This window comes from Metabacillus litoralis (assembly GCF_007994985.1).
In the GTDB taxonomy this organism is placed as follows: domain Bacteria; phylum Bacillota; class Bacilli; order Bacillales; family Bacillaceae; genus Metabacillus; species Metabacillus litoralis.
Genome location: NZ_VOQF01000012.1, coordinates 137,477 through 162,225 on the forward strand (window position 1 = coordinate 137,477; position 24,749 = coordinate 162,225).

Genomic DNA, 24,749 nt, shown 5'->3' on the forward strand with positions numbered 1-24,749 from the left:
AGGAAGATAAATGCTACAAAATATTGGAATTCCCGGCTTAATTCTTATTTTAGTCATTGCGCTAATTATTTTCGGCCCTTCAAAACTCCCTGAGATTGGACGGGCCTTCGGTTCAACTCTTAAAGAATTTAAAAAAGCCACAAATGATCTAGTTAACGGTGATAATAAGGAAAATGATAAAACAGATGAAAATTCAAAGATACAAGCTGTTGAGCGACCTACTAGTAAAACAGGTAGTTAATTAAATATAAGAAATAAGCAGGTCAAAAGCCTGCTTATTTCTTTAACATTTAGAAAAATCAAGAGCTTTTTGAAAGGAGTTGTTTAACGTGGATTTAACTGAAAAGAATGTTATTGATCATTTAAGCGAGTTAAGAAAAAGAGTAATCATTACTTTGGCTTCCTTTCTCCTGTTTCTTATTATTTCTTTCCTTTTTGTTCAAGATATACATCATTTCTTAGTTAAAGATCTAAATGATAAGTTAGCTGTGTTAGGTCCTGGTGATATTCTTTGGGTTTACATGGCTATTGCGGGAATTAGTGCCATTACATTTACCATTCCTATTGCTGCCTTACAAACTTGGCTTTTTGTTAAACCTGGTCTAAGAAAAGAAGAGCAAAAAGTGACATTAGCGTTTATTCCCGGAATTTTCATTTTATTCATTTCAGGAATATCATTCGGCTATTTTATGCTATTCCCAATAGTTTTATCCTTTCTCCAAACACTTGCAGGTGAACAGTTTGAAACATTTTTCACCGTGGATAAATACTTTAGATTCATGATTAATCTTACATTACCCTTTGGCTTTTTATTTGAGATGCCTGCTATCATCATGTTTTTGACAAGGCTCGGGATCATTAATCCACAGAGGCTTGCAAAATCAAGAAAAATCTCTTATTTTCTCTTAATCGTTATATCTGTACTAATTACTCCTCCAGATTTCATATCTGATATTCTGGTTATCGTACCGTTAGTTTTACTATATGAAATTAGTATCACATTATCAAAAGTAGTTTATCGAAAAAAACTCACTCTAGAATCACGTCATGCCGTTCAGTAATGATAGAGATACATATAAAAAAGTGCAAGCGCCTTGGTCATCACCGTACAAACTAGAGTAGCATCGACTAAGGTAGAGGAAACACGGTAAGCAAGCGAACAGATGTTAATTTAACGTAGGGAGAAGATCTGAGGTTAAGCTATAGGCAAATGACCTTTTTCCAAAAAGTTATACTGCTGGAGCTAGACATTAAAAAGTGGGAAAACTTTTATACTTTCTGAACTTATTAAAAAACAACCGAGAGATGTTATTCCTCTGTTCATAACATTTACCTCAACAACTCCATTATTTTTATATTTTTCCATTTAATCATGTATAGACAATTTAATAAAAAATAAAAAAATCACCTTTGGCAGCAAATTATCTGCCAAGGGTGATTTTATATTAACTGTCTCTACTTCTTATTATCTATCTCCACGAACATTTTCAGGGTACGTATGAGTATTTAATGCATTGTTGTAAGTAAATTTCTCATAAACTCGGTCTTCACGTTCTTCATCGGCTTCAACCAATACTACAATATGTCCTTGGTTTAAGTGATCTTCATACTCTTTTGCATGTTCTTCCGGAATTCCTGCTCCAGTAAGTGCACCTACTATACCGCCACTGCCGGCACCAATTGCAATTCCACTTAATGTTGTTGCTAAAGGACCTGCTGCTGCTAATACGCCAATTCCCGGAATAGCTAATAACCCTACCTCAGCAATTAGTCCTGTTATACCACCGAGCACTCCACCTGTTCCGGCACCAATACCAAAGCCTTTTCCTGCATTCTTACCACGACCACTGCTTGTCTCTGTTACATTATTGTTCGTTTCTTGTTGAATACTTTCAACATCATCACTATCTTTTGCAAAGATAGAAATATCATCCTTCTCGTATCCCAAATCATGAAGGGCTTTAATTCCATGAACCGCTTCATCTTGGTTTCTAAATACTCCACCAATAATTGTTGTTCTCATCAAGATCCCTCCTATTATTTGTGTACATTAGGGTTGTTTCCCTTTGTGAAAAATAGTAAACATTCAAGAATTTATTTCATTTTGATCATATTAAAAAGACCTGGATAAAGTACATCCAGGCCAATCATATTATTTAATAGTATTATCTTGTTCATTTTCTAACGAAAATTGCTCTGTAATCTTTTGTAATACTTCGCTTAACTCATTAAGATTTTCAGCAGATGTTGTGATTGTTCCAATTACACTTGTTTGTTCTTCAACAGAAGCAAGCACTTCTTCAGAAGATGCGGCTGTTTCCTCTGATACAGCTGCAATGCTTTGTACAGATTCTAAAATACTATTACTATGATCTGTTACGACAGATATTTCCGTATTTAGGGTGTTAACAGCTTCAATGATTTGATTCATCGAAAGAGATATCGAATTAAATTGTGTTTGAGTATCCTTAACAGCATGATCAAGTTTTGCTGTAATTTGAGTTGAGTTGGCCATCTCCATTACAGTAGCTTCAGTTTCTTGCTCAATATTATTGATCATCTGTTGAATTTCACTCGTTGCTTTATTTGTTTCTTCAGCCAATTTGCGAACCTCATCAGCAACAACTGCAAAGCCTTTTCCATATTCCCCTGCTCTAGCTGCTTCTATACTGGCATTCAAAGCCAATAAATTTGTTTGTTTTGAAATGGAATCAATAGATGTAACAATTTGAGAAATTTCTTGAATACTTCCATATAACTTTGTGATACCAATACTAATTTGATCTGATGCTGTCATTGATTCATTATTTGAATTTTGAAGGATCGTAACCTTTTGCTTTCCTAGTTCAATTGCTTTAGTAGAATCCCCAGTTAAAGTTGTCATTAACTGACTTTGTTGATTCATCTGTGAGATAGCATGACCAAGGTTCTCTGTCTTTTGATTTGTTGACTCAATATCAGCAGCCTGTGATACAGATCCTTTTGTAATTTCATTCATCGCACGTCCAATTTCTTCACTTGTTGCATTTGTTTCTTCTGTTAATGCCGAAAGCTCTAAAGCTGATTGCGACATATTCATGCTAGTTGATTGCATCTCTGAAACGATTGACTTTAGTTGTTTTGACATTACATTGAATGCTCTTCCTAGCTGTCCAATCTCATCATCTGACTCAGGTAAGGTAGGTACATTTAAGTTTCCTTCAGAAATTAGTAGAGAAGAATCCGTAATTTTTTCCATTAGCTTAAGTTTTCCTCTACTCATTAAGTAAAACACTACTAGTCCGATAACCGTTATTAATACTGATACTCCCAATATTAAATATAAAAGTGTTTTTAGTGATTCATAAAATTCATACTCATAAGCACCGACACCGATATTCCAGTCCCAGGGTTCATAATAAGATGCATAAACAATTTTATTTCTCTCTTCTGTCTCACCAGGATTTTTCCACCCATATTCATAAAATCGATCTTCAACAGCAGTAGCTTTTGCAGCAGTTACTATGTCTTGTATAACAAACTTCCCTTTAGAATTTTGTAAATCTGTTTTATTATCACCTAACGGAAGCATAGGGTGAAGCTCAACAATTTGATTTGAGTCAAAGGCCATAATATAGCCCTCTTTTTTATATACAAACGAAGATTGTGAAAAATCATACTTAGTAGCTCCGTCCACAGTTACAGGAGGTCCAACTAAAATAACACGTGCCTTTTCTTTCGCTTCTTCAATTGTAATCGTTCCTGCCTCTACTTGCTCATTTAGAACTTCTATAGTAGAAATGGCATTATGCACAATATGCTGTAAATCCAACTTTCCACTACTAACTAATTCTTTTTTAGCAAAATTGTAGCTTAACAGACCAAGAGTGGTAGTAGCAATTAGTATTAAAGCCGTGATACCTAACAGTAATTTGGTCGAAATTTTGTTGAATTTCATAATTTGCGCTCCTTTTTTGTAAACGTTTTCCTATACTCTTTATATCGTCAAGTTTTAATGTGTTATGAAGTATTTTCTAAAAAAGAGTTTAAGAGAATTATTACCTATTAGGATGACAAATAGAGCTTATTATCTGTTTTTATACCAAGTGACTAGCTCCTCCTCGATAAGCGGTCGTGAAAAATAATAGCCTTGTATATGAAGTGCTTCTGAAACAGATGTAATGAAATCAATCTGTTCTTTTGATTCAACACCTTCTATGACAACTTTTAGATGTAAGGAGTGACAAAGTGTAATGATCGCTTTTAATATATCGGAATCTTTTTCAGATAAAGGAACATCATCAACAAACGATTTATCAATTTTAATTGTTGAGATCGGAATTCGCTTAAGATAAGACAAGGATGATAATCCTGTTCCAAAATCATCCAATGCTACAGATAAGCCCATCCCTCTTAATTTCCCAACAGCTGAAATTGCATTTTCAATATCATGAATAACACTTGTTTCTGTTATTTCCAGCTCTATCATGTTACTGCTAATTCCATATTCTGATAGACTCTTTGTCATAACATTTAATAATCTAGCTGACGTTACATATGCACCTGGAATATTTATAGAAACCTGTGAAAACGGGAAAGAAGCTTCTTTCCAAATAGAAACCTGTTTAAATACCTCGCGAATAATCCAATCAGTGACATCAAAGATCTTTCCATTATCCTCAAGAACCGGTATGAAAATTCCTGGAGAGATCATTCCTTGCTCTGGATGCTTCCAGCGTAATAATGCCTCTAATCCTGTTACTTCCATCGACTTCGAACATACCTTTGGTTGATAGGCAATAAATAATTCATTGTTCGTCATTGCACGATTAATATCTTGTACAATTTGTCTTTCAAAACTATACGTATGAACGGCAGGGTCATACTCTATTACCTTATTTTGTTCACTGATAGAAGGGTGCAAAAGGACAGCCATTGCATTAGTAAATAACTCTCTTACATTTTTATTTCCAGTCGAGTAATTAACTGCACATACAGTATGAATTGGTATTGAATTATCTCCAACCATGATCGGCTTTTGAAATGATGATAAAATTCTCTCCAATGACCTTTTGACTTCTTCATTTTTTGATCCTTCATAAGTAAGTAATGCGAAGCGATTTGCCTCTATACGAAATAAGCTTGTAGAAGCTTGAATTTGATTTTTGATCATATCTCTTACAATTTTTATAATTTCATCACCCAATGAATATCCATGGAAACCTATTAGATTTTCAAGATTATGAATTTGAATAATTGCTAAGCTACCACTAACGTTGTTGCTATTATTTATACTATTTTCAAACTGCCTTTGATTAGGCAAAAGTGTTAAAGCATCAAAATTATGCAATCGATAATCAACATAACGATCTAGTAAACTAGTTAAAGCAGAAACAAACAATAAAATAAATATCCCAATAGTCACAACCATAATGAGAAGTGACATGTCCATTTGATGGAATTCATGAGAAACCATCGTACTAGAATGATCAACATAAATATCAATTGCGAGCATTCCTGTATAATGCATACTAGCTATTCCAAGCCCCATTATAATCGCGGTAATTATCTTTATATATTGATTTCCGATAAATCTTTTTGAATTTGAAAAAATAAACAATGCCACATAAGAAACCACAATAGCAATCACAATTGATAATAAAAACACCCATGGTTTATACACATATTCTGCATCCATTTTCATCGCAGCCATCCCGATATAATGCATGGATGAAATACCAATACCCATCGTAATTCCCGCAAGAATATATGGCCAATGATTACGATTAGCTCGGCTTGCAATATAAAAAGCTAAAAAAGAGGCAAGTATAGCAGGTAAAGCAGAAATTGTTGTTAAGATAAGGTCATACTCCATTGGAATTGGCAGCTCAAGCGCACTCATACCAATAAAATGCATAGACCAAATCCCTAATCCCATCGCAATTGATGAGAGGACTAACCAAAAATATTGATGAAAAAAGCTATTATGTTGAATCCTTTGATTCAAAGACAGTGCTGTATATGAAGCACAGCATGCAATAACAATAGAAAGAACAACAATCGGAGAAGAATATTCCCCACTTAGTTTAAGAAGATCTTGTGTGTGTGACATAGTAGCAACAACCTCATTACATTAAAAATTTTTATACTACTTATATCGGCACAATCTTCTTTATGTCTAGTATTCGAGGCTAGTTTATACTAAAAATACCTGCCAAACCCCTTTAAATCGGAGCTCGGCAGGTATTTTTTTTAACCTTCTAATGGAATTTTTACAAGTACGTGATATTCTTCAGTAGAGTTCAAGTCTTTAAGTATCCCATCTTCCACCATTTCATTGTTCACATACACTTCAATTTTGCTAACAGTTTCATCCCTTTTCATATCAATTTGTAGCTCCGCCCCTCTAAATGTACGTTTAACAGAAGCTTCTTGCCAATCCGAAGGAAGCTGTGGATTGATTCTAAGTCCCTCTTTTTGACCCTTTATTCCAAATAAACCGTCAATCAAGCAACGATAAACCCATGAAACTGTTCCAGTATTAAACAAGTGACTTGAGCGCCCAGCTGTACGTGGAATTTGCTTATATGCTCCTCGGTAATAATTTGGAATAAACACAGGCAATTGACCTCTTTGAAGAATGTCATTCAAATCTGGACCTGGAATCATTTTACGTAGCAAACGGTAGGCATTTTCGGTTTCTCCTACTGTGTAAAGAGAGTAGATATAAAACACAGCTGCATGATTATAAACCGAGCCATTTTCTGCGGATCCTGGATGTTTTTGTGTGACCCGCCCAACATCCTCCCTCATAGCTGTATAAGCTGGCGCGAGCATTTCCACACCATATGGTGACTCTAATTGTTCAGTAACGGTAGCTAATAATGATTGTTTTTTTGTTTCGTCTGCAGCACCACTTAAAAGCGCCCATCCTTGAGAGTTAAGGAAAATTCGTCCTTCTTTATCTTTACTAATACCAAATACCACATTATCATCAGTTATGCCTCTTGCGTACCACTCACCATCCCACAGATACTTATTAATCACTTCATTTGTTATATCTGCTTGCTGCCTGAATTCTTTGCTACTTGAGATCTGTCCATTTTTCTCACAAATATCAGCCCATATTAGAAAAGCATATGCTGAAGCTGTTGTTAGCCATCCTGATACACCCTTTCCTTTGTATCCAACCATATTCATGGGATCACACCAATCACCTTGATTGATATAATTAAGACCTCGTTCATCTCTATCATTAATCAGCCAGTACATCGCTCGATTAATGTGTTCAGAAACAGTAGCTACCTCTTCGGCTTCACCAGCAAACGGTACAATTTCTTCGAGAATAGTATAGTCATTTGTTTCATCTAAATAAGTACTTAAGCAAATCGGCAGCCATACACAATGATCTGTATGTGGTACTTGATTGATGTACTTTAACTCTGCATCTTTGTGTAAAATGATCCCATCTGGCATTTCTCCACTTGCTTTTTGCTGACTTAATGCCAAAAGAAAAGCATCTCTAGCAATTTGTGGCTTAATATAGCTCATGCCCATATTATCTTGAAGATAATTCCTCGTTTGTGGATCCGTTGATAAACGATTTGTACTACCATGATAATACATTTGACGAGGTAGCCAAGTATTTACAAAATTATCGAAATCAGCATCTGGTGTTTTGATTTGAATACAACCCTGACCTTCTGCTACATAATTTGCATATTCTGTTTGAGCTAAACTAAACCCATCTTGGAAACCGGTTTCCTTTTTCGTTAAAAAATATCGTTCCCGTATGTTAGCAATCTCTTCCTCTGTTTTTGCTGCTCCAAATAAAAATCGGTATTCCTTCTCTTCATCTTGATTCATTTCCAATTTGTACTGGAAAACCGCAACAGGCATTTCATAACGAGAATCCCCTTTTTCTAATTCATTCTGTTGTATTGCTGATGGTAAGGTTATGCCACCTTCACCTTCAAAAGCTTCTTGGTTAACTTCCCATGATAATGGCTCATGATCACCTAGTAAAAACGTTTTATCTTTTAAGTTTTTAATCTTTTCATAATCCTGGTATTTTTGATAAGGCGTAATCGCAGAACAAACAATTCCTTGTAATTCTTTCTTATATTCACCTGATTGATTCATCCATGACATGTACCCCACTGTAAAATATGGGTAAATACTCAGTTTTCTCTTTCTTTGTGAAGTATTCTTCACCTTCACTTTCCATAGCTCCATTGCTTCATCTTTAGGTAAACTCAGTGTCATTTCAATTAATATTCCTTGATGCTCAACCTTCCAGACAATATCATTTTTCCCTACACAGAAAGTATAGTGGTCAGTAGAAACTCGAACCGGTTCATACGGTGCTGAAAAAACTTCACCTGTTTCTTCATCCTTTACAAAAACAAAACGTCCAGGATGATGAGCATAATATGGCTGTTCAGGCTGCATAAATGTTTTCGCTTCCAAATTTGGTGCATACGAATATTTCGCAGGCTCTGGCTGCATAAACTGCGCAACAACATATCCACGACAATTCACATGAATCATCATCTTATCATTCCAAAGAAATCCTGAAGCCTTTGGCATACTAGTAGGACTAGTTAGCTCATAATACTCGTTATTTTCTGACGCTCTTATCACAATAATCCCCTCTTTCTTTAGCAATCTACTATAAAGATATACTTATAATTTATATACTTGAACAAGTTTAGTATATCAAAAAGCAATCCATTAATTGATATATTTTAGAAATTTATAGAAAAAATAAACCGGTTTCTATAACCCATAGTTCATCGATTTGTTTTATCTAATTGATATAGGGAATTGTTTAGTATTAATAATATTTTGCAGAAAGTAAGGAGGTTAACTATGAGTGCGGAGATGGTTGGCTTAAGCATTATCTTAATTGGAATTTTATTAATAGTAGGGAAGTGGATAAGAGTACGCTTTTCAGTCTTCCAAAAATATTTTCTACCAAGCTCAATTCTTGGTGGTTTTATTGCCCTAATTTTAGGTCCTGAAGTATTTGGAAAATTGATTGGACAGTCTCAAGGAAATAGCTCTTTGCTTTCTAACGGTGTTTTCCCAGAAGATGTTCTTAGCACCTGGTTAACACTTCCTGGTTTATTAATAAGTGTGATATTCGCTACACTTTTTTTAGGTAAAAAAATACCGAACATAAAGGATATTTGGCTTACAACTGGTCCACAGGTTTCATTTGGACAAACTGTTGCATGGGGGCAATATGTTTTTGGACTTTTATTAACCATTACTCTCCTTACACCTTTTTTCGGGATCAACCCTATGGCAGGTGCATTAATTGAAATCGGATTTGAAGGTGGACATGGAACAAGTGCAGGTTTAAGTGAAACGTTTCAACAATTAGGCTTTGCTGATGGTGCAAATCTTGCTATTGGTCTTGCGACTGTAGGAGTTGTTTCAGGAGTAGTAACAGGGATTATTTTAATTAACATTGCTGTAAAGAAAAACAAAACAAATATACTGAAAGATCCAAATAACTTACCAGAAGATAAACTTCGTGGAATCATAAAGCCTGATGATCGACCTTCAGCCGGTAAAATGACAACACAACCAGAATCAATTGAGCCACTTGCCCTTCATATTGCCATAATTGGAGTAGCTATTTTAGCTGGTAAGGCTTTGTTAGAAGCTTTGATTTATGTAGAAAGCATTACATGGGGAGCATGGACTGATACAGAGATTCTTACACATCTCCCATTATTTCCTCTTGCAATGGTGGGTGGAGTTATTTTACAGATTCTTATAGATAAAACTGGAAAGTTCAATTTAATAGACCGAAAAATGATCCTGCGAATACAAGGATTGGCTCTAGATTTCCTGATCGTTAGTGCCATTGCCACTTTATCTTTAACTGTCATCGGTGAAAATTTCCTACCATTTTTACTGTTGGCTTTAACAGGTATTACATGGAATATTATTGCCTTTATCTTTTTAGCACCGCGAATGATTCCAGAGAATTGGTTTGAAAGAGGAATTGGTGATTACGGTCAATCAATGGGCATGACAGCAGCTGGATTAATGTTAATCCGTATCGCTGATTCAAAAGGAGAAACAAAAGCACTTGAAGCGTTTGGATACAAGCAATTGATGTTTGAACCATTGGTTGGTGGAGGACTGTTCACAGCTGCATCACTTCCACTTATTTATGAATTTGGTCCTGTGCCAATTCTTTTCCTTTGCTTAGCAATCATGATTGTGTGGTTGATTGTAGGTATTTTTTATTTTGGGAAGAAATAATGTTGTTGTTTCACAGAAGTTTTTTGTTAGATAGGTGTAGTGAAAAACAGCTCAGCACAAAAAAAAAGACCTTAACAAGTTAGAAGAGCATTTATCTTCATACTCTGAGCAGGTCTTATTTTTTTCTGATTTATTTCCCAAATCTTTTTCGATATCCACATTTACGACAAAGCTCTTCTACTGCAACTCTTTGTGAAAATCCATCTACAAGCTTGTTCGCGCGCTCTCCCTCAATAATATCTGAAAAATTGGCGTCATTAATATTTCCAAGATTAATGACTCCTTCTCCATCTAAGCAACAAGGAATAACCGTTCCATTTGCCAAAATACCAGCTTGATTTCGAAGTCCATAACAAAAGCCTTTTCCATCATCTTCTTCTTCATGTAATGCAGGCCATTGAAACTCGATATCTTGGTTAATAAAAATTCTTTCTGCAACCTTCACTCCAGAGCCAGGAACAACTTTTTCTTCAATTTTATAGTCCAAATCAAATTCTTTCTCAATAATCTCAAGAACCTCACGATTTTGCTCTTTGACAACATTCTCACTATTATCTTCAGTTAGGTTCCATAATCTTAGCGATACAATTAAATTTGATTGACTTGTTGCTTCCTTAATAAACGAAAGCACACTTGTCACATAGCCTAGCTTATCCTTTGAACCTTCGTGTCCATCAAAGCTATGAAGTGAAAAATTCATTTGTCGTAATGCTGGCTTATTTAATAACTTATGCTTATTTTTATTTATTAACGTCCCATTAGTCGTAATGTTAACTTTAAAACCTTTTTCATGTGCTATATCTAATAGCTTATCTATTTTAGGGTGAAGCAAAGGCTCACCCTTTACATGCAAATAAATAAAATCTGTATGAGGTTTAATTTGATCTAACCTTTTAGTAAAATCCTCAATCGAAATAAATTGTTTTACCCGCTCTGTTGGTGGACAGAAGCTACAAGCAAGATTACAAATACTCGTAATCTCTACATAAAATTTCTTAAACTTTTTCAACCTCGTTATCCTCACTTCTCTTTACAACTTAGAACAAAACATCAAAATGCTCCCTCTCTATTGAAGCACAATTTCCCCAGAATGCAAACATCCTTATTTTAGTATGCTGCTTTAAAGTACTGGGGGACAGTCCCCAATTTTTATTTTTTTAAATAACACGCTACTCTTACTCCCCATTTTCCCTATATAAGAATTGAAGGTAAACCATTCATTCATTTTTCTATTAATGGGGGAGTTAACGTGGAAAAGTTTAATTATGAAAGTATTCGAAGCTATCAATCTTTCAGTACAATTGAGGAAATGGACCAAGCTGTTCGTGGATTTCTATATAAAAACAAAGCAGCACTTTCTGAAGGAACATTTAATGTTCTCAAATTTATTTGGAAACATTCTGTGAAAGTAGTAGGTGTTTCATTTGCAAAGCACGACACGATTGCAGAGGCAGTACAACTTAGTAGAAGAACAGTTATTCGAGCGGTTAAAAAACTTGAGGACCTTGGAATCTTAAAGAAAATCCCCACTGCAAGAATGAATGGTAAACAAGGTGTGAATATCCTAGTTCTTCAACCGTTTGAAGCAATTGATCATCAATTAAATAAAATGTCACCCCAGGATGTCACTGTATCTGTCACACCTATTAAAGCAAGAAATAAACAAAGCTCACTCTGTGGAAATAAAAATAATAATAAACCTAATAACGTAATAAACTCGGAATTTAGTGATTCCATAACAGGAGAAGCTGCTTCAACCCAACCACAGCAACCTGATTTCAATATCGAAGCTAATACCGCTTGGGAAATGGATACAAGCTTTATCCCTGCTTCTGTGAACAAGGAATTCGTCCAAGCTACACAACCATTCTTAAATCCAATCGAAATCTATAAACTATGGAATCGTGTTTTAATTGCCTATAACAAAGTGAACCTAAAATGCGAGCTACATGAGGTGATAGACCTTGTTATTAACGCCTTTAAACAAACGATCTTCCGGAAAAAAATGAATATGATTACTTCAACATTTGAAGGATATTTTTATAGTGTGGTTTATAAGATGCTATCTGAAGAAAAGCAAAAAGAAAGAACACTGCCTAGTTGGCTATATGACTTTATTGGGGATGGTGATTGATGGTTAGTGTGCGTGGAACATCTTTGTGAAACAAGAAAAACCGGGTGGTGACAGGCACCTAAAAAAAAGAAGACCTATCACTAAGATAAGTCTCCTACATACAAATTTCTCTATTATCTCGCTAACTGATAAATCTTCTCCACATCATCAGCATGCAGCTTCACAAAGTTACCTAGTGGCCATCTTTCTGTTGCTTTTTTCGCCATTTCTGTAAAGTGTTCGTCATTTATGTCTACTTCTTTTAATGATACGGGCATACCAATAGAGCTGAAGAATTGTTCTAGCTTCTTAATTCCAGCTAACGCTGTTTTTTCAGGGTTGTTTAGATCAATTTCTACATCCCAAACACGGTTAGCAAATTGAACAAAACGGTTAATATCATGCTTGTACACATATTTCATCCAAGCTGGGAAAATAATGGCTAATCCTGCTCCATGGGCAATATCATATATTCCACTTATTTCATGCTCAATATCATGACTTGCCCAGTCACCAATTCGACCAGTATCTAATAAGTCATTGTGTGCGATCGTTCCTGCCCACATAATTTCTGCTCTTGCATCATAATTCGTTGGCTCTTCAATCACTGTGTGAGCATTATTGATAATTGTCTTTAACGTTGCTTCACATAAACGATCAGTTAACTCAACATTTTTTTCATTTGTGAAATATCTCTCTAAAATATGTGCCATCATATCTGTTACACCACAAGCAGTTTGATAAGAAGGCAATGTGTATGTAAGGACTGGATTTAGAATTGCAAACTGTGGTCTCATCAGTAAAGAACCAGTTGCTCTCTTATAATCCCCATCTTCATTTGTGATAACAGTTCCAGCACTTGATTCACTTCCAGCAGCAGGAATTGTTAACACAACACCGATTGGTAAGCACTCTGTGACTGCACCTTTACCTGTAAAGAAGTCCCATACATCACCATCATATTTCGCTCCAGCAGCAATAGCTTTCGCTGAATCGATAACACTTCCTCCACCTACAGCTAAAATGAAGTCGATGTTATTTTCCTTACAAAGAGTAACACCTTCCCTAACCAAACTAACTCTAGGGTTTGGCTTTACTCCACCTAACTCATATACCTCAATATTTTGCTCTTTTAGCGAATTCAAAACTGTATCATACAATCCGCTTTCCTTTATACTTCCTCCACCATAATGTAAAAGAAGCTTTTTCCCATAAACAACAGATTCTTCGCCAACAACTTGCTCTTTATCCTTACCAAAAATAATTTTTGTTTTATTATCAAATGTGAAGTTTTGCATAAATTCTCCTCCTGTCTAAACTCTATATTAATATTTATTGATGAATGAAAGCAATTACATTGCATTAGCCTTTGTATTTTTGCTGTGAAACATTCGTGAAACAAGAAAAACCGGGAGGTGCCTGTCACCACCCGGTTTTTCTTCATAATTGATCCAATGCCTGCTCAAGATCTCCCCAAATATCCTCCCATGCTTCAAGTCCTACTGATAACCGAAGTAATTCATTTGATATTCCCATTTCTTTGCGTGTTTCTTCAGGAACAACAGCATGTGTCATTGATGCAGGGTGCTGGATAAGAGTTTCTGCATCACCGAGACTCACGGCGATCTTAATTAACTTTAGATGATCGGCAAATTTAACGGCATCGTCATATGAGCCAGTAACTTCAAATGAAATAAGACCACCAGATTTCTTCATTTGCTTTTTCACTATATGATAATCAGAATGTGTTGTATTCCCAGGATAGTACACTGATTTAACTTTCGCATGATTTCGTAGCTTTTCAACGATCTTTTCTGCATTTTCGCAATGTCGATCCATCCTAACACCCAATGTTTTCAGTCCTCTTAGCAGTAACCATGCATCAAATGGAGAAATCACTCCTCCTATATCTTTTTTCGTAGTTTTCTTTAAATAACTGATCGTATCTGCATCACCAACAACTATTCCAGCGATCACATCTCCATGACCTCCGATGTACTTTGTTGCACTATGGACCAGAAGATCACAGCCAATTTGTAAAGGTTTCTGTAAATATGGTGTTAAGAAGGTATTATCAACAACAACTTTGATGTCCTTTTCTTTCGCAATTTTTGCAACTAGTTCTAAATCTATTATTTTCATTGTAGGATTAATTGGAGTTTCGATATAAATACATGTTGTATTATCACGAATATTCGCTCGAATTTCATCTGCTGTTGATAAATGAGAAAAGGAATGCTGGATCGAATATTTTTCTTGAAGCATTTGAAGCAGCCCAAAGGTACATCCATAAAGGCCTTTTGAGCATAAAATATGATCATTGGCTTTTGTTAACCCAATTAAAACAGCCGAGACAGCAGCCATACCAGACCCAAACGCAAGTGCTGCTTCTCCTTCCTCTAGCTGTGCCATCCGTTCTTCTAGTACTGTTACAGTTGGATTTGAAAGTCTGGAATAAATATAGCCATCTTCTACACCGGCAAATCGATTAGCACCTTGTTGAACGGAGGAAAAAGTAAATGTGGAGGTTTGATAAATAGGTGGGGTTAAACTGTCACTATGATTTTTTGCATCATAGCCCGCATGTATAGACTTTGTTTCAAAGCGATAATTACTTTCCTTTTCCATAAAAATCCCCCTTATATACAATCTTGAATGATACTTGTTGTATAGTATGATATTTTCTCTATTACTTATTCGTCACATGGGTACATGATATTTTTCTAAGTAACTCATAAACTGGGATTCTTACTTTCTATAATATTATAATTCCTATATAATGGTAATTGATATTCTGAAATTCAGTTTTTCTATTCGAAGGGAGCCCGAACATGAGCCAGGCACTTTTTTCTGAATTAACATTTATTCGTAATGTTACGATTCGAATTGCAAACGAGTTAACACAGAAGCAAATTGAAAAGACACCTGAAGGATTTCCACATAATATCCATTGGAATCTAGGTCATATTTATGTAATCAGTGAAAGATTCTACTCAAGAATAACGAATACTTCTCCACATTTCCCTGATAATATCGATACCTATTTCAATCCAGGGACTGCTCCAACAAAATGGGATTCTGCTGTACCAAGTGTAGAAACAATTGTTCAATTATTAGAAAATCAGTTAAAACGTTATATAGAGATTGACTCAAGTAATCTAGATGAAAAGGTTCAAGAGCCTTATACAACTTCTACAGGTTTTACCTTAAGTACTCCACATGAGTTTATTAGATTTGGTTTCTATCATGAAGGAATGCATTTTGGTATGATGAAATCTATATTGAAGTTGGTGTAGAGAATTAAAGTAATGTCAGTTTTCAATTAAAGAATGCCTGTTCCATCTCATGAATTGTCAGTTTGACATCAACATCAGATGAAGCAGGCATTTTTTTATTTAGTTGCTGTGGAACAATCTGTGAAACAAGAAAAACCGGGCGGTGACAGGCACCATTTCTCCGCTAGCATTCGAGCTAATTCATCATCCGAATAGGGATTGCGATGAGTGTTTTCTAAGTATATATGTTTTTCTGTTTCTGGCATTAGGTATTCTTTGTACCATAGGAAGAAGTCGGGGCTATCTCCTTGCATTCTTAGGAATTTTCTTAGAGCTTCTAGTGAGTAGATGGTGCTTTCAATGTTTGTTAGCCAATCTGCTCGGTAGAAGTTATCCCATTTTCCATGTTCAGCTTTCTTGAATGCATCCAGTCCGTCCTTGTAAGACCAAATAGATTGTGAAGCCTGAACAAATGCTCGTGGATGATCATGGTCAGTGAAAGATAAATAGGATTTACATAATGAAATAAATCCTTTACATCCTGAAACATGGATTTCCACTTGTTGAATAAATTGATCAAAAAATCTTTGTTGATCTTCTTTTGATAGACTAGCAGAAAGCTGATGGCATTCTCTTAATAATTCCTCCCAGCCTGGTAAACTCTTTTCACATTTATCCAAAAACCATCTCACTTGATCAATAAAGGGAATTTCACCTGTTGCCCAAAAAAGCTTCTCATTTGGAATATTGCTTTTACCTTGAAGCCAATGTCCAATGATTTTTCTAGCATTATGATGATAAAATTCTTCACCAGCTTTATCATCAGTATTAGGTCCATACTGAATGGATTTCTCAAAAAAGCTTCGGTATAGCTTTGTTAATTCATTGTGATGGGTCTTGTAAAGCCGACTGAGGAATTTTTGTAGGTGCTCACCAACATCAATCCTGCCATAACGCCATAAATGACTAATAAGATCTAAAGGAAATAGATGTGGACGGATATTTCCACTGTTTAATAAAAGATATGATGCAGCGTTAGCGTTAAAAGCTTTTTCTACTTCTTCTTTAATTAGTTCAGGAGGAGAAGGGAACATCGTCAAATGATTTGATGCTTGAAGATCATGAAAAGTAATATGATAGTAAACCCCATTTTCGCCAGTATCACCCGCTTTAGGCAAAGAAGATATTCGATAGTTTTCATTTCCTTGTCTTCGCGAAACCATTTTTCCATACCCATTATCTGCCCAAATTTTAATAACATCATCTGGTACGGTTATATATCCTTCTTCATATAACTCAGCTATTTCACCGTAAAGAGCCATGCAACAAACAGGTTGGTCAACGGAACGACAAACCATTTCATATTGTCGTGCAACAACTTTTGAAATCATCGCACCTCTTTTTTCTGATGTATCGAATTCCGGGTCATACTGCCAAAATGGTGCATCTCCTTGTCCTCTAAATGAAAGCACCCAAACAATCTTTTCATTTTTTTGTTTCTGAATCGCTTCTTCCCAAAGAGCTTCAAATAACTCAGGATGTTCCTTGTAACTTGGTTTTTCACCTGGATAAGCACGTAAAAACATTTCAGCACCCAAAGGTTCAGCATGATGATGTGTGACCCATAATCCCATCTCTTGAGCCAAATCAGCATGAACTCCATGTTTCGGAAGATCTGTACCAGGTATGACCATATTACCACCACATCTTAATAAAGCTTCAAATACTGGGTACCACACCTCTCTTGATGGGGGATATTCCTCTTTCCATCCAATTAAACACACCTCATCATTCACGAACCACCCACGATATTTCACCTTTTGCTCCACAGAATCAACTTTTTCTGTAGGAATCTGGATTTCTGTTACTGTTTTAACAGGTAAGTCTGCCCAATACCAGAATGGATCTATTTCTAAGAACCGACGACTATATTCTAGTAATCCATAAATGATTCCCAAATCATCATATCCATTAATTTGCATTGACCATTTATCATTATTTTTTACGAAACGAAAACCATATGCTTCTGGTCTATTGGGACATTCATCATTATTGATTTGATTTCTTATCACAATCGTTGCGTCGTCCTCAGAATCTACTAGGATTTCTGGCTGTTTTCCAAATACTTTTTTATGATCTCTAACAATCATATCTATCGCATGCTGCACAGGCTTTGATATGTTTTTAGGAACAGAAATTATACAGTTATGATCAATTATTACTTCTGAAACTTCACTCATCTTTTCCCTCCTCAATAAATCATTGCTAAAAAAAGTTGATAGCGCTGTCATTTCATCCGGAAATTTATGTACTTCTCCTTATTGTATTGAACTTTCACAAAATAATTAATTCGAAAATCAGATAACTTCCATTAAAAATCAGGTCTCTTTTCACTCATATTAAAAGGCTTTTTGTTGTACTTAGTGGAAACTGCACTGTATAGAGTGCAGTCAGACTGTTGACAAACACTCGCTTTCTTCGTTACTCACCTTCCTGCGGTGCTCATTACCAAACAGGATAACCCCACTCCTCACAAAGGCTTCGCGCCTTGAAAGTCAAGTGTTCTCAATCAGTCTGAAGAGCTTGAAATAATACTTTGTATACACACTTACTGCACTGTATAGGGTGAAGTGGTATCTATTTTTCTTGGAATAGTAGCTTTTCGATGATAACAACCTCTTTTTTATCATTCACTTAGCTTAATTAGCGGAATTTAACAGAAAAATCTCTTCAAAAAGTCGATAAAATCAGATATATATCGAAAAAGCAATAAAATTAACAAAACGAAGTCGCTCGTAAGCGTTAACAATTAAATCCAGATTTTGGTTTTGTAAATTTGTCTTCGCTTCTAGAAAATTATCTTCGATTTTCTGGATTTATCTTCGATTCTACGGATTTATCTTCGATTTTTAGATATTATCATCGATTAGACTATTTTCGACAAAATCTCCTCCAAAAAGCCAAACAAAAAGACGTAACCGAATGATCGACTGCGCCTGATGTGTTATTTTTCAATTAATGATGAAATTCCTTTAACAATTTGAACAATACCCTCATCAATTGGTGTAGCAGGACGTCCCAGTAATTTCTCAATATCGTTACTTTCTACCTCAAGTGTGCCTTCTCTGATACCTTCTTGGATGCTCACAAGGAAAGGAATAAGGAACTCTGGTACACCGGCATCCTTCATAATGTCAGCATAAGTCGTATCATCAACTTGTTGCAGGATTACTTCTTTTCCTACTACATTGCCAAGAATTGAGACAAGTTCTTCTTGAGTAAGGTTTTTTCCGGACAATTCGTAAATTGTATTTTCATGACCATTACCAGAAAGCACTGCTGCTGCGGCTTCTGCGTAATCCTGTTGTAAAGCCCAGCCTACTTTTCCATTACCAGCAGATGTTACCCATGGAACTCCTGCCAGTACACCTTGAATGCTTGAGCCTTTATTCTCTAAATACCAATTGTTTCGTAAAAAAAAATAAGGAATACCTGTTTATTCTGAAAGTAATCTCCCATGAAAGGGAGTGTACATAATTCATAATTCCTCACCTTTTTATAAGGAAACCAGATTTCTTAAACGTTACAAATATAAAAATAGGAGGCGATACCATACCATCTATGATACTGCTCTCCCACTTTACTTTATCTATTGGACTTTTCTGTGTAGAATAGCACCCTCACAATAATTCTGGATAAACGAATTATAAAGCTCTACCCTTTATTGCCTCAACAAACGCTACTACCTCTGATTCCTTTGTTGCCCATGACGTAACAAGGCGAATCGCTGAATGCTCCTTGTCTACTTCTTCCCAAATATGAAACGCAAATTTCGTTTGTAGCTCCTTAATTAATGCATTTGAAAAGATAGGAAAAATTTGATTTGATGGAGAAGCTGTTAAAAACGAAAAGCCTTCTTTTTTTAACTCGTTATTTAACTTCTCAGCCATTTCATTAGCATGAGAAGCTAGCTCAAAATAAAGATTATCTTTAAAAAGCTCCTGAAACTGTATGCCAAGAACTCTCCCTTTGGCAAGCAATGCTCCCTTTTGCTTCATATGATAACGGAAATCTTCTTTTAAAGCTTCCCGACATAAAATTAATGCTTCACCAAGAAGTGCTCCGTTTTTTGTTCCTCCTATGTAAAAAACATCTACCAATGAAGGAATTGCACTTAGCTCTAAGTCATTCTCTTTTGAACATAAAGCAGATCCAAGTCTTGCTCCGTCCATAAATAATAGAAGATTGTTCTTCTTACAAGTTTCACTTAATTGTATCAATTCTTCTTTTTGATAAATTGTTCCGATTTCGGTTGAATTGGATATGTAAACGAGCTTTGGCTTTACCATATGTTCATCAGGATGATCATTAAGCACCTGTTCTACATGAGCAGGAGTTAACTTTCCATCTTTTGTATCTACCGCAATGATTTTATGTCCTGTTGCTTCAATTGCACCTGTTTCATGAGTAAATATATGTCCAGTGCTTGCAGCTATTGCCGCTTCATGTGGTTTCAAAAACGCAGAAATTGCTATCAAATTTGTTTGAGTACCACCTGATAATAAATGAACATCCACATCATCATTTCCAATATGCTGTTTTATTAACTCAATCGCCTTTTGTGTAAATTGATCCCCACCATACCCATCCTCTTGAATAAGGTTTGTTTCCACTAGCGCCTGCAGAATTCTTGGATGTGCGCCTTCACTATAATCGTTTTTAAAGCTGTACATAATTTGGAATCTCCTTTTGGTGCCTGTCACCACCCGGTTTTTCTTGTTTCACAAATTGTTCCACACGGCACTTTTTATCACTTATTATAACATCAAATAATTCAGCATGAGTAATGATTGCGAGGGTCCCTGTCTAAAATTACACAAAGAGAAGGTGTGCCCAAATTATCAAGGCACACCTTCTGCTATTTTTATGAACTTTTTCTATCTATACGAATCTGAAGTAATGGAAACTCCCTTTCTACTTGTTATAAATTTCCTCTTTCGTTAAATAACCATCTTTAATAATTGTATCCTCAATATTTTCTTTCGTTACAGGAATCGGCTCTAACAAAATAGATGGTACCTTGATTTGATTGTTATCCACCGTTGTTGATGTTTCAATTTCTTCACCTTTTGCAACTTTAACGGCCATTTCTGCTGCTTGTTTTGCAATAAGATTAATCGATTTGTAAACAGTCATCGTTTGTGTTCCTGCGACTATTCTTTTTACTCCGTTTAATTCTGCATCTTGTCCAGATACAGCTACTTTCCCAGCTAAACCAGCCGAAGATAGAGCAGATATAACACCACCAGCAGTTCCATCATTTGCTGCAACAATGGCATTTATATTGTTATTAGAACTTTTCAGTGCTTCCTGCATATTACTTTGAGCAATATCAGGATTCCAATCGTTAGTGTATTTATCATAAACCAATTTAATGTCACCTTTATCGATTAGAGGCTGCAGCACAGACATAGCTCCTTTTCGAAATAGTATTGCATTATTGTCTGTTTCAGCACCACCAATATAAGCAAAATTCCCTTTAGAAACCTTTTTTACAATTTCCTGTGCCTGTAGCTCACCTACTTTTTCATTGTCAAAAGAAATATAGTAATCTACATCTGCTTTTGTGATAAGGCGATCATAAGATATAACTTTTACATTGTTCTCGTGAGCTAGTTCTACTATTTTACTAGCTTCTTCTGCGTTTTGAGGCACAACTACTAGTACATCGACTCCTTCATCAATTAAAAGCTGGGCTTGCTTATACTGCACATCATTTAATCCATTTGCAGCTAGTGTCTTTACTTTGCCACCTAATGATTTTACTTGTTCTTCAAATAAAGCTTTATCTTTATACCAACGTTCGTCAGATAAAGTATCTAAAACAAACCCAATATACGGTATTTTTTCATCTTCTGTTAGTTTGATTTTATCTTGTTTTGCAACTATTTCTGTAGATGTGTTGCTGCATGCTGATGCAAATACTGTAACGACCAATACTAGTAAAGCAAAAATTATTCTCCTAGCCATATCATTCACTCCCTTTATACCTTAAATCTACTAATCAATTGATTCATCCGCTCAACCATTTCTGACAAGGTATTTGCGCTAGTGTTGATATTTTCAATCGACTGGCTTTGCTCATGCACTGCAGCAGATATTTCCTGTGAACCAGCAGCAGATTGCTCTGAAATAGATGCGATATTTTCCACAGAATTATTAATATCCTGACTTGATTTTTCAAATTGCGTAAATATAGTAGAAATATTTTTCACTCTGTGTGTCATGTCTGTTACTTTTTCTTTAATTTCTGAAAAATATTGACCGGTTAATTGAATTTGCTCTGTACCTTCATTTACCTGTTTAAAGCCTGTATCTAATTCTTGCGAAATAATGGTAGTTTCTTGTTTGATACTTGTTACAATAGAGGATATATTTTCTACAGAATGTGATACTTCATTGGCTAATTTTTTCACCTCTGAAGCGACTACCGCAAATCCTTTACCACTCTCACCAGCTCTTGCTGCTTCAATTGAGGCATTTAAAGCAAGTAAATTAGTTTGTTCTGCAATTGATTTAATCACAGTAACAACTTCTGTAATTGACTGTGACTTTAATTCTAGATTCTTAATTTTTTCAACAGAATTTTCAACAACAGATTGAATTACATTCATTTGTTGAAGAGACTGCTTCATTTGTGCATCACCATTTACCGAAACTTGTAGCACATCATCAGAGAAAGTAACAAGTGTTTGTCCATCCTGATTTACCTCTACTAAACGCTCACTAAACTCTCTCATATTCTCTGAAATATCCGAAATATCATTTGCTTGAGATCCCACACCTGTTGCTAGCTCTTCTATTGTGATAGCAACTTGAGAACTTCCTTGCTGCAGCTCCATCGAGGTTTGAGCAAAGGTTGTACTTTGATGATCAACATCAGAAGCTATATGAGACACTTCCAAAATCATTTCACGTAGTCGATTACCCATGTTATTAATTGATTGTGAAAGCTGACCAATTTCATCTTCACCAGAGATTTCGAGTGGTGTGAAATCCAAATGTCCTTTAGCTATTTCTTCACTCGTATCAACGACCTTTTTAAGGCCCGTTTCTATTTTTTTAGTTATGAAAATTAACAGCACAAATGAGATAAGTAAAGAAATAATCCCAGAGCTAACCAATAGGATAATCGTTCTCTCAATATTATTCTGCGCATCAGTTAATGACTCTCTATTTGATTCTGTTGCAAGATTTTTCAATTCATTTCCTAATTCATTTGTGTTCATTTTTAATGCATACGCTTCTTTTTGAAGCTGATCAAATTCATTTGTATTAATTTGTTTTACATTAGGTACAATTGTGCTAAAAAAGTATTCATCAAGCTTATTATTATTTTCAATGATTTGGTTGAAAATTTCTAATTGTTCTTTAGATAGCTGTGGTTTTAATTCCTTCGCAATAGCTACAAACTTCAAGCTACCTTCTAAATACTTATTCAGGTGTTCATCATCAGAAAGTAAAATATACTCTGGAATCTGATTGTATTTTTCATAATAAAGTGAAACCAATTCAGAGCTTTGTAATGCAATTTCACTTTTTACTAGTGTATTTTTCATCGTATTGCTTGTTTGATTCAATAACCAATACGTTATGGCAATCGATAATAGAAACGTAACTGCCACAACTAAAAATACATAAAAATACTTTCCGCCTATTTTTGTGTTTTGCCATCTAAGCTGTTTAAACATAAAATCCTCCCAATAAATGAACTCGAAACTTCAATACTTCTACTCAACAAAGCAACATGAAACTCTTTTGTTTATATCGGTGAAGTTTGAGTATTATTTAGTGAGAATATTTGGTGCCTGTCACCACCCGAATTTTCTTGTTTCACAAATTGTTCCACAGACACTAATAAACAAAACAAAAACAGGAAGGTCGCCATTAGAGTTGATAGCAAACTTCCTGTTTTTATGAGATTTCCCTCATCCAGTTAACAATCTATCCTGAGTATTTGTCAGGATTTATTATCTATGTTTTTTTTCATTCAATAGTTTAAAAGAATCTCTATTTAAATCCACTCTATGTAACATTAACAATCTTCACTAGATAAGCTAATAATGTAATGTGGTTAAATGAATATTCACAAATTTAACTCTTTTCTTTAAGTCTCTTAACTTAATATCATGTATAACGAATGATTTTCTTACTTAGCATGATTCTCAAATTCTTCAATCGTTCTATTAAATTCTGTTTGAGTCTCTGCTACTACCTTTTGTAAGTCATTTGTTATGTTATTAACTTTTTCAACTTCTTTCGTAATATTATCAACATTTGTATTTACATTTTCTATTGCATCATTTACATTGCCGGCCAACCTTCGTACTTCATCTGCAACAACCTTGAATCCTCGTCCTTGTTCTCCAACACGTGCTGCTTCAATTGCTGCGTTTAATGCTAGCATATTTGTTTGTGATGAAATATTGCGAATGATTTTAGATACTTCTTCTATCAACTTAGTTTGGCTTTTCAGCGATTCTATTGCTTGAATTTTTTCATTAGAATTTTCTACAACGATCTTTACTAACTCAGCAGGCATTTCCTTTAATTGAGAAATAATTTTGATTGTGTTATTTTCACGTTCTGTTATATCTGTTGCAATTTTCAAAACAGCGTGTACATTACCTTCATCATCCAGTATTGGAATATATGTAGCTTCAAGCCAAAGTAAATTCCCTGCTTTGCCTACCCTTTGAATCTTTTCTTGAAATTTACTTCCTTTTTCAAGATTTGCCCATAACTCATCATACTCTTTACTGCTTCTTAATTCTGCTGTACAAAATTCTCGATGATGGATATTTATCATTTCATTCGCACTATATCCCATTGCTTTTGCGAAATGATCATTTACCCATATAACTTTTCTATCAATGTTAAATTCAATCATAGCTAAATTAGTTTCTAATGCAGATAATACAGATGTTTCATTTAAAACCTGAGTGCTTACATTACTTCTTGTAGTCCTAATCATAAAAAACTCCTATAATAAGATATTTTTATTTCAAGATATATTATAATAGGAATTTTGTCCTATTGTA

17 protein-coding genes and 1 pseudogene are annotated in these 24,749 nt (G+C 35.1%); 5 read left to right on the forward strand and 13 right to left on the reverse strand.

From position 1 onward, the window contains the following. Window positions 1–10 precede the first annotated feature (10 nt). On the forward strand, window positions 11–241 hold the full coding sequence (locus FS935_RS17970; protein ID WP_146950021.1) for a twin-arginine translocase TatA/TatE family subunit: 231 nt from the start codon (window positions 11–13) through the stop codon (window positions 239–241). A gap of 88 nt (window positions 242–329) precedes the next feature. Then, window positions 330–1,061, forward strand: coding sequence for a twin-arginine translocase subunit TatC (gene tatC / locus FS935_RS17975; protein ID WP_146950022.1), 732 nt, complete (start codon window positions 330–332; stop codon window positions 1,059–1,061). A gap of 404 nt (window positions 1,062–1,465) precedes the next feature. Here tatC and FS935_RS17980 read toward each other — a convergent pair whose 3' ends face one another. From FS935_RS17980 to FS935_RS17995, 4 genes are all read right to left on the reverse strand, one after another. After that, on the reverse strand, window positions 1,466–2,023 hold the full coding sequence (locus tag FS935_RS17980; protein ID WP_146950023.1) for a general stress protein: 558 nt from the start codon (window positions 2,021–2,023) through the stop codon (window positions 1,466–1,468). A 129-nt stretch (window positions 2,024–2,152) separates the two neighbouring features. Beyond that, window positions 2,153–3,937: a methyl-accepting chemotaxis protein gene (locus FS935_RS17985; protein WP_146950024.1), complete on the reverse strand. Its 1,785-nt coding sequence runs from the start codon at window positions 3,935–3,937 to the stop codon at window positions 2,153–2,155. 129 nt (window positions 3,938–4,066) lie between these two features. After that, window positions 4,067–6,091: a bifunctional diguanylate cyclase/phosphodiesterase gene (locus FS935_RS17990; protein WP_146950025.1), complete on the reverse strand. Its 2,025-nt coding sequence runs from the start codon at window positions 6,089–6,091 to the stop codon at window positions 4,067–4,069. Between the two features lie 140 nt (window positions 6,092–6,231). After that, window positions 6,232–8,622: a GH36-type glycosyl hydrolase domain-containing protein gene (locus FS935_RS17995; RefSeq protein WP_146950026.1), complete on the reverse strand. Its 2,391-nt coding sequence runs from the start codon at window positions 8,620–8,622 to the stop codon at window positions 6,232–6,234. Between the two features lie 228 nt (window positions 8,623–8,850). On the opposite strand from FS935_RS17995, the gene FS935_RS18000 reads away from it, so the two are divergent. Beyond that, on the forward strand, window positions 8,851–10,260 hold the full coding sequence (locus tag FS935_RS18000) for a sodium/glutamate symporter (RefSeq protein ID WP_146950027.1): 1,410 nt from the start codon (window positions 8,851–8,853) through the stop codon (window positions 10,258–10,260). 130 nt (window positions 10,261–10,390) lie between these two features. On the opposite strand, the gene FS935_RS18005 is transcribed toward FS935_RS18000, so the two are convergent. Continuing rightward, the gene (locus FS935_RS18005) at window positions 10,391–11,269 is read right to left on the reverse strand and encodes a radical SAM/SPASM domain-containing protein (RefSeq protein WP_146950028.1); all 879 of its coding nucleotides are present in this window, start codon (window positions 11,267–11,269) and stop codon (window positions 10,391–10,393) included. Window positions 11,270–11,509: 240 nt separating this feature from the next. On the opposite strand from FS935_RS18005, the gene FS935_RS18010 reads away from it, so the two are divergent. Then, window positions 11,510–12,394 (forward strand): helix-turn-helix domain-containing protein, encoded by an 885-nt coding sequence (locus tag FS935_RS18010; RefSeq protein WP_146950029.1) that lies wholly within the window; start codon window positions 11,510–11,512, stop codon window positions 12,392–12,394. A 113-nt stretch (window positions 12,395–12,507) separates the two neighbouring features. On the opposite strand, the gene FS935_RS18015 is transcribed toward FS935_RS18010, so the two are convergent. Together FS935_RS18015 and megL are read right to left on the reverse strand one after the other, a co-directional pair. Continuing rightward, window positions 12,508–13,671 carry an iron-containing alcohol dehydrogenase gene (locus FS935_RS18015; RefSeq protein WP_146950030.1) on the reverse strand — a complete coding sequence of 388 codons (1,164 nt, stop codon included), beginning with the start codon at window positions 13,669–13,671 and terminating at the stop codon, window positions 12,508–12,510. 142 nt (window positions 13,672–13,813) lie between these two features. Beyond that, window positions 13,814–15,001 (reverse strand): methionine gamma-lyase, encoded by a 1,188-nt coding sequence (gene megL, locus FS935_RS18020; protein WP_146950031.1) that lies wholly within the window; start codon window positions 14,999–15,001, stop codon window positions 13,814–13,816. Between the two features lie 203 nt (window positions 15,002–15,204). On the opposite strand from megL, the gene FS935_RS18025 reads away from it, so the two are divergent. Further along, on the forward strand, window positions 15,205–15,669 hold the full coding sequence (locus FS935_RS18025) for a DinB family protein (RefSeq protein ID WP_146950032.1): 465 nt from the start codon (window positions 15,205–15,207) through the stop codon (window positions 15,667–15,669). Between the two features lie 95 nt (window positions 15,670–15,764). Here FS935_RS18025 and FS935_RS18030 read toward each other — a convergent pair whose 3' ends face one another. The 6 genes and pseudogenes from FS935_RS18030 to FS935_RS24280 all read right to left on the reverse strand — a co-directional run bounded on the left by FS935_RS18030 (window position 15,765) and on the right by FS935_RS24280 (window position 24,682). Beyond that, entirely contained in the window at window positions 15,765–17,888 is a 2,124-nt protein-coding gene (locus tag FS935_RS18030; RefSeq protein ID WP_146950033.1) for a glycosyl hydrolase 115 family protein, read from the reverse strand. A 764-nt stretch (window positions 17,889–18,652) separates the two neighbouring features. Continuing rightward, a pseudogene (locus FS935_RS18035) lies at window positions 18,653–19,144 on the reverse strand (Rossmann-fold NAD(P)-binding domain-containing protein); the annotation flags it as partial. A gap of 208 nt (window positions 19,145–19,352) precedes the next feature. Further along, a complete protein-coding gene (locus FS935_RS18040) occupies window positions 19,353–20,381 on the reverse strand; it encodes a threonine aldolase family protein (protein ID WP_146950034.1) in 1,029 nt (342 codons plus the stop codon). Between the two features lie 241 nt (window positions 20,382–20,622). Further along, entirely contained in the window at window positions 20,623–21,678 is a 1,056-nt protein-coding gene (locus FS935_RS18045) for a sugar ABC transporter substrate-binding protein (protein ID WP_146950035.1), read from the reverse strand. A gap of 14 nt (window positions 21,679–21,692) precedes the next feature. After that, on the reverse strand, window positions 21,693–23,399 hold the full coding sequence (locus FS935_RS18050) for a methyl-accepting chemotaxis protein (protein WP_146950036.1): 1,707 nt from the start codon (window positions 23,397–23,399) through the stop codon (window positions 21,693–21,695). A gap of 458 nt (window positions 23,400–23,857) precedes the next feature. Then, window positions 23,858–24,682 (reverse strand): methyl-accepting chemotaxis protein, encoded by an 825-nt coding sequence (locus FS935_RS24280; RefSeq protein ID WP_146950037.1) that lies wholly within the window; start codon window positions 24,680–24,682, stop codon window positions 23,858–23,860. Window positions 24,683–24,749 lie beyond the last annotated feature (67 nt).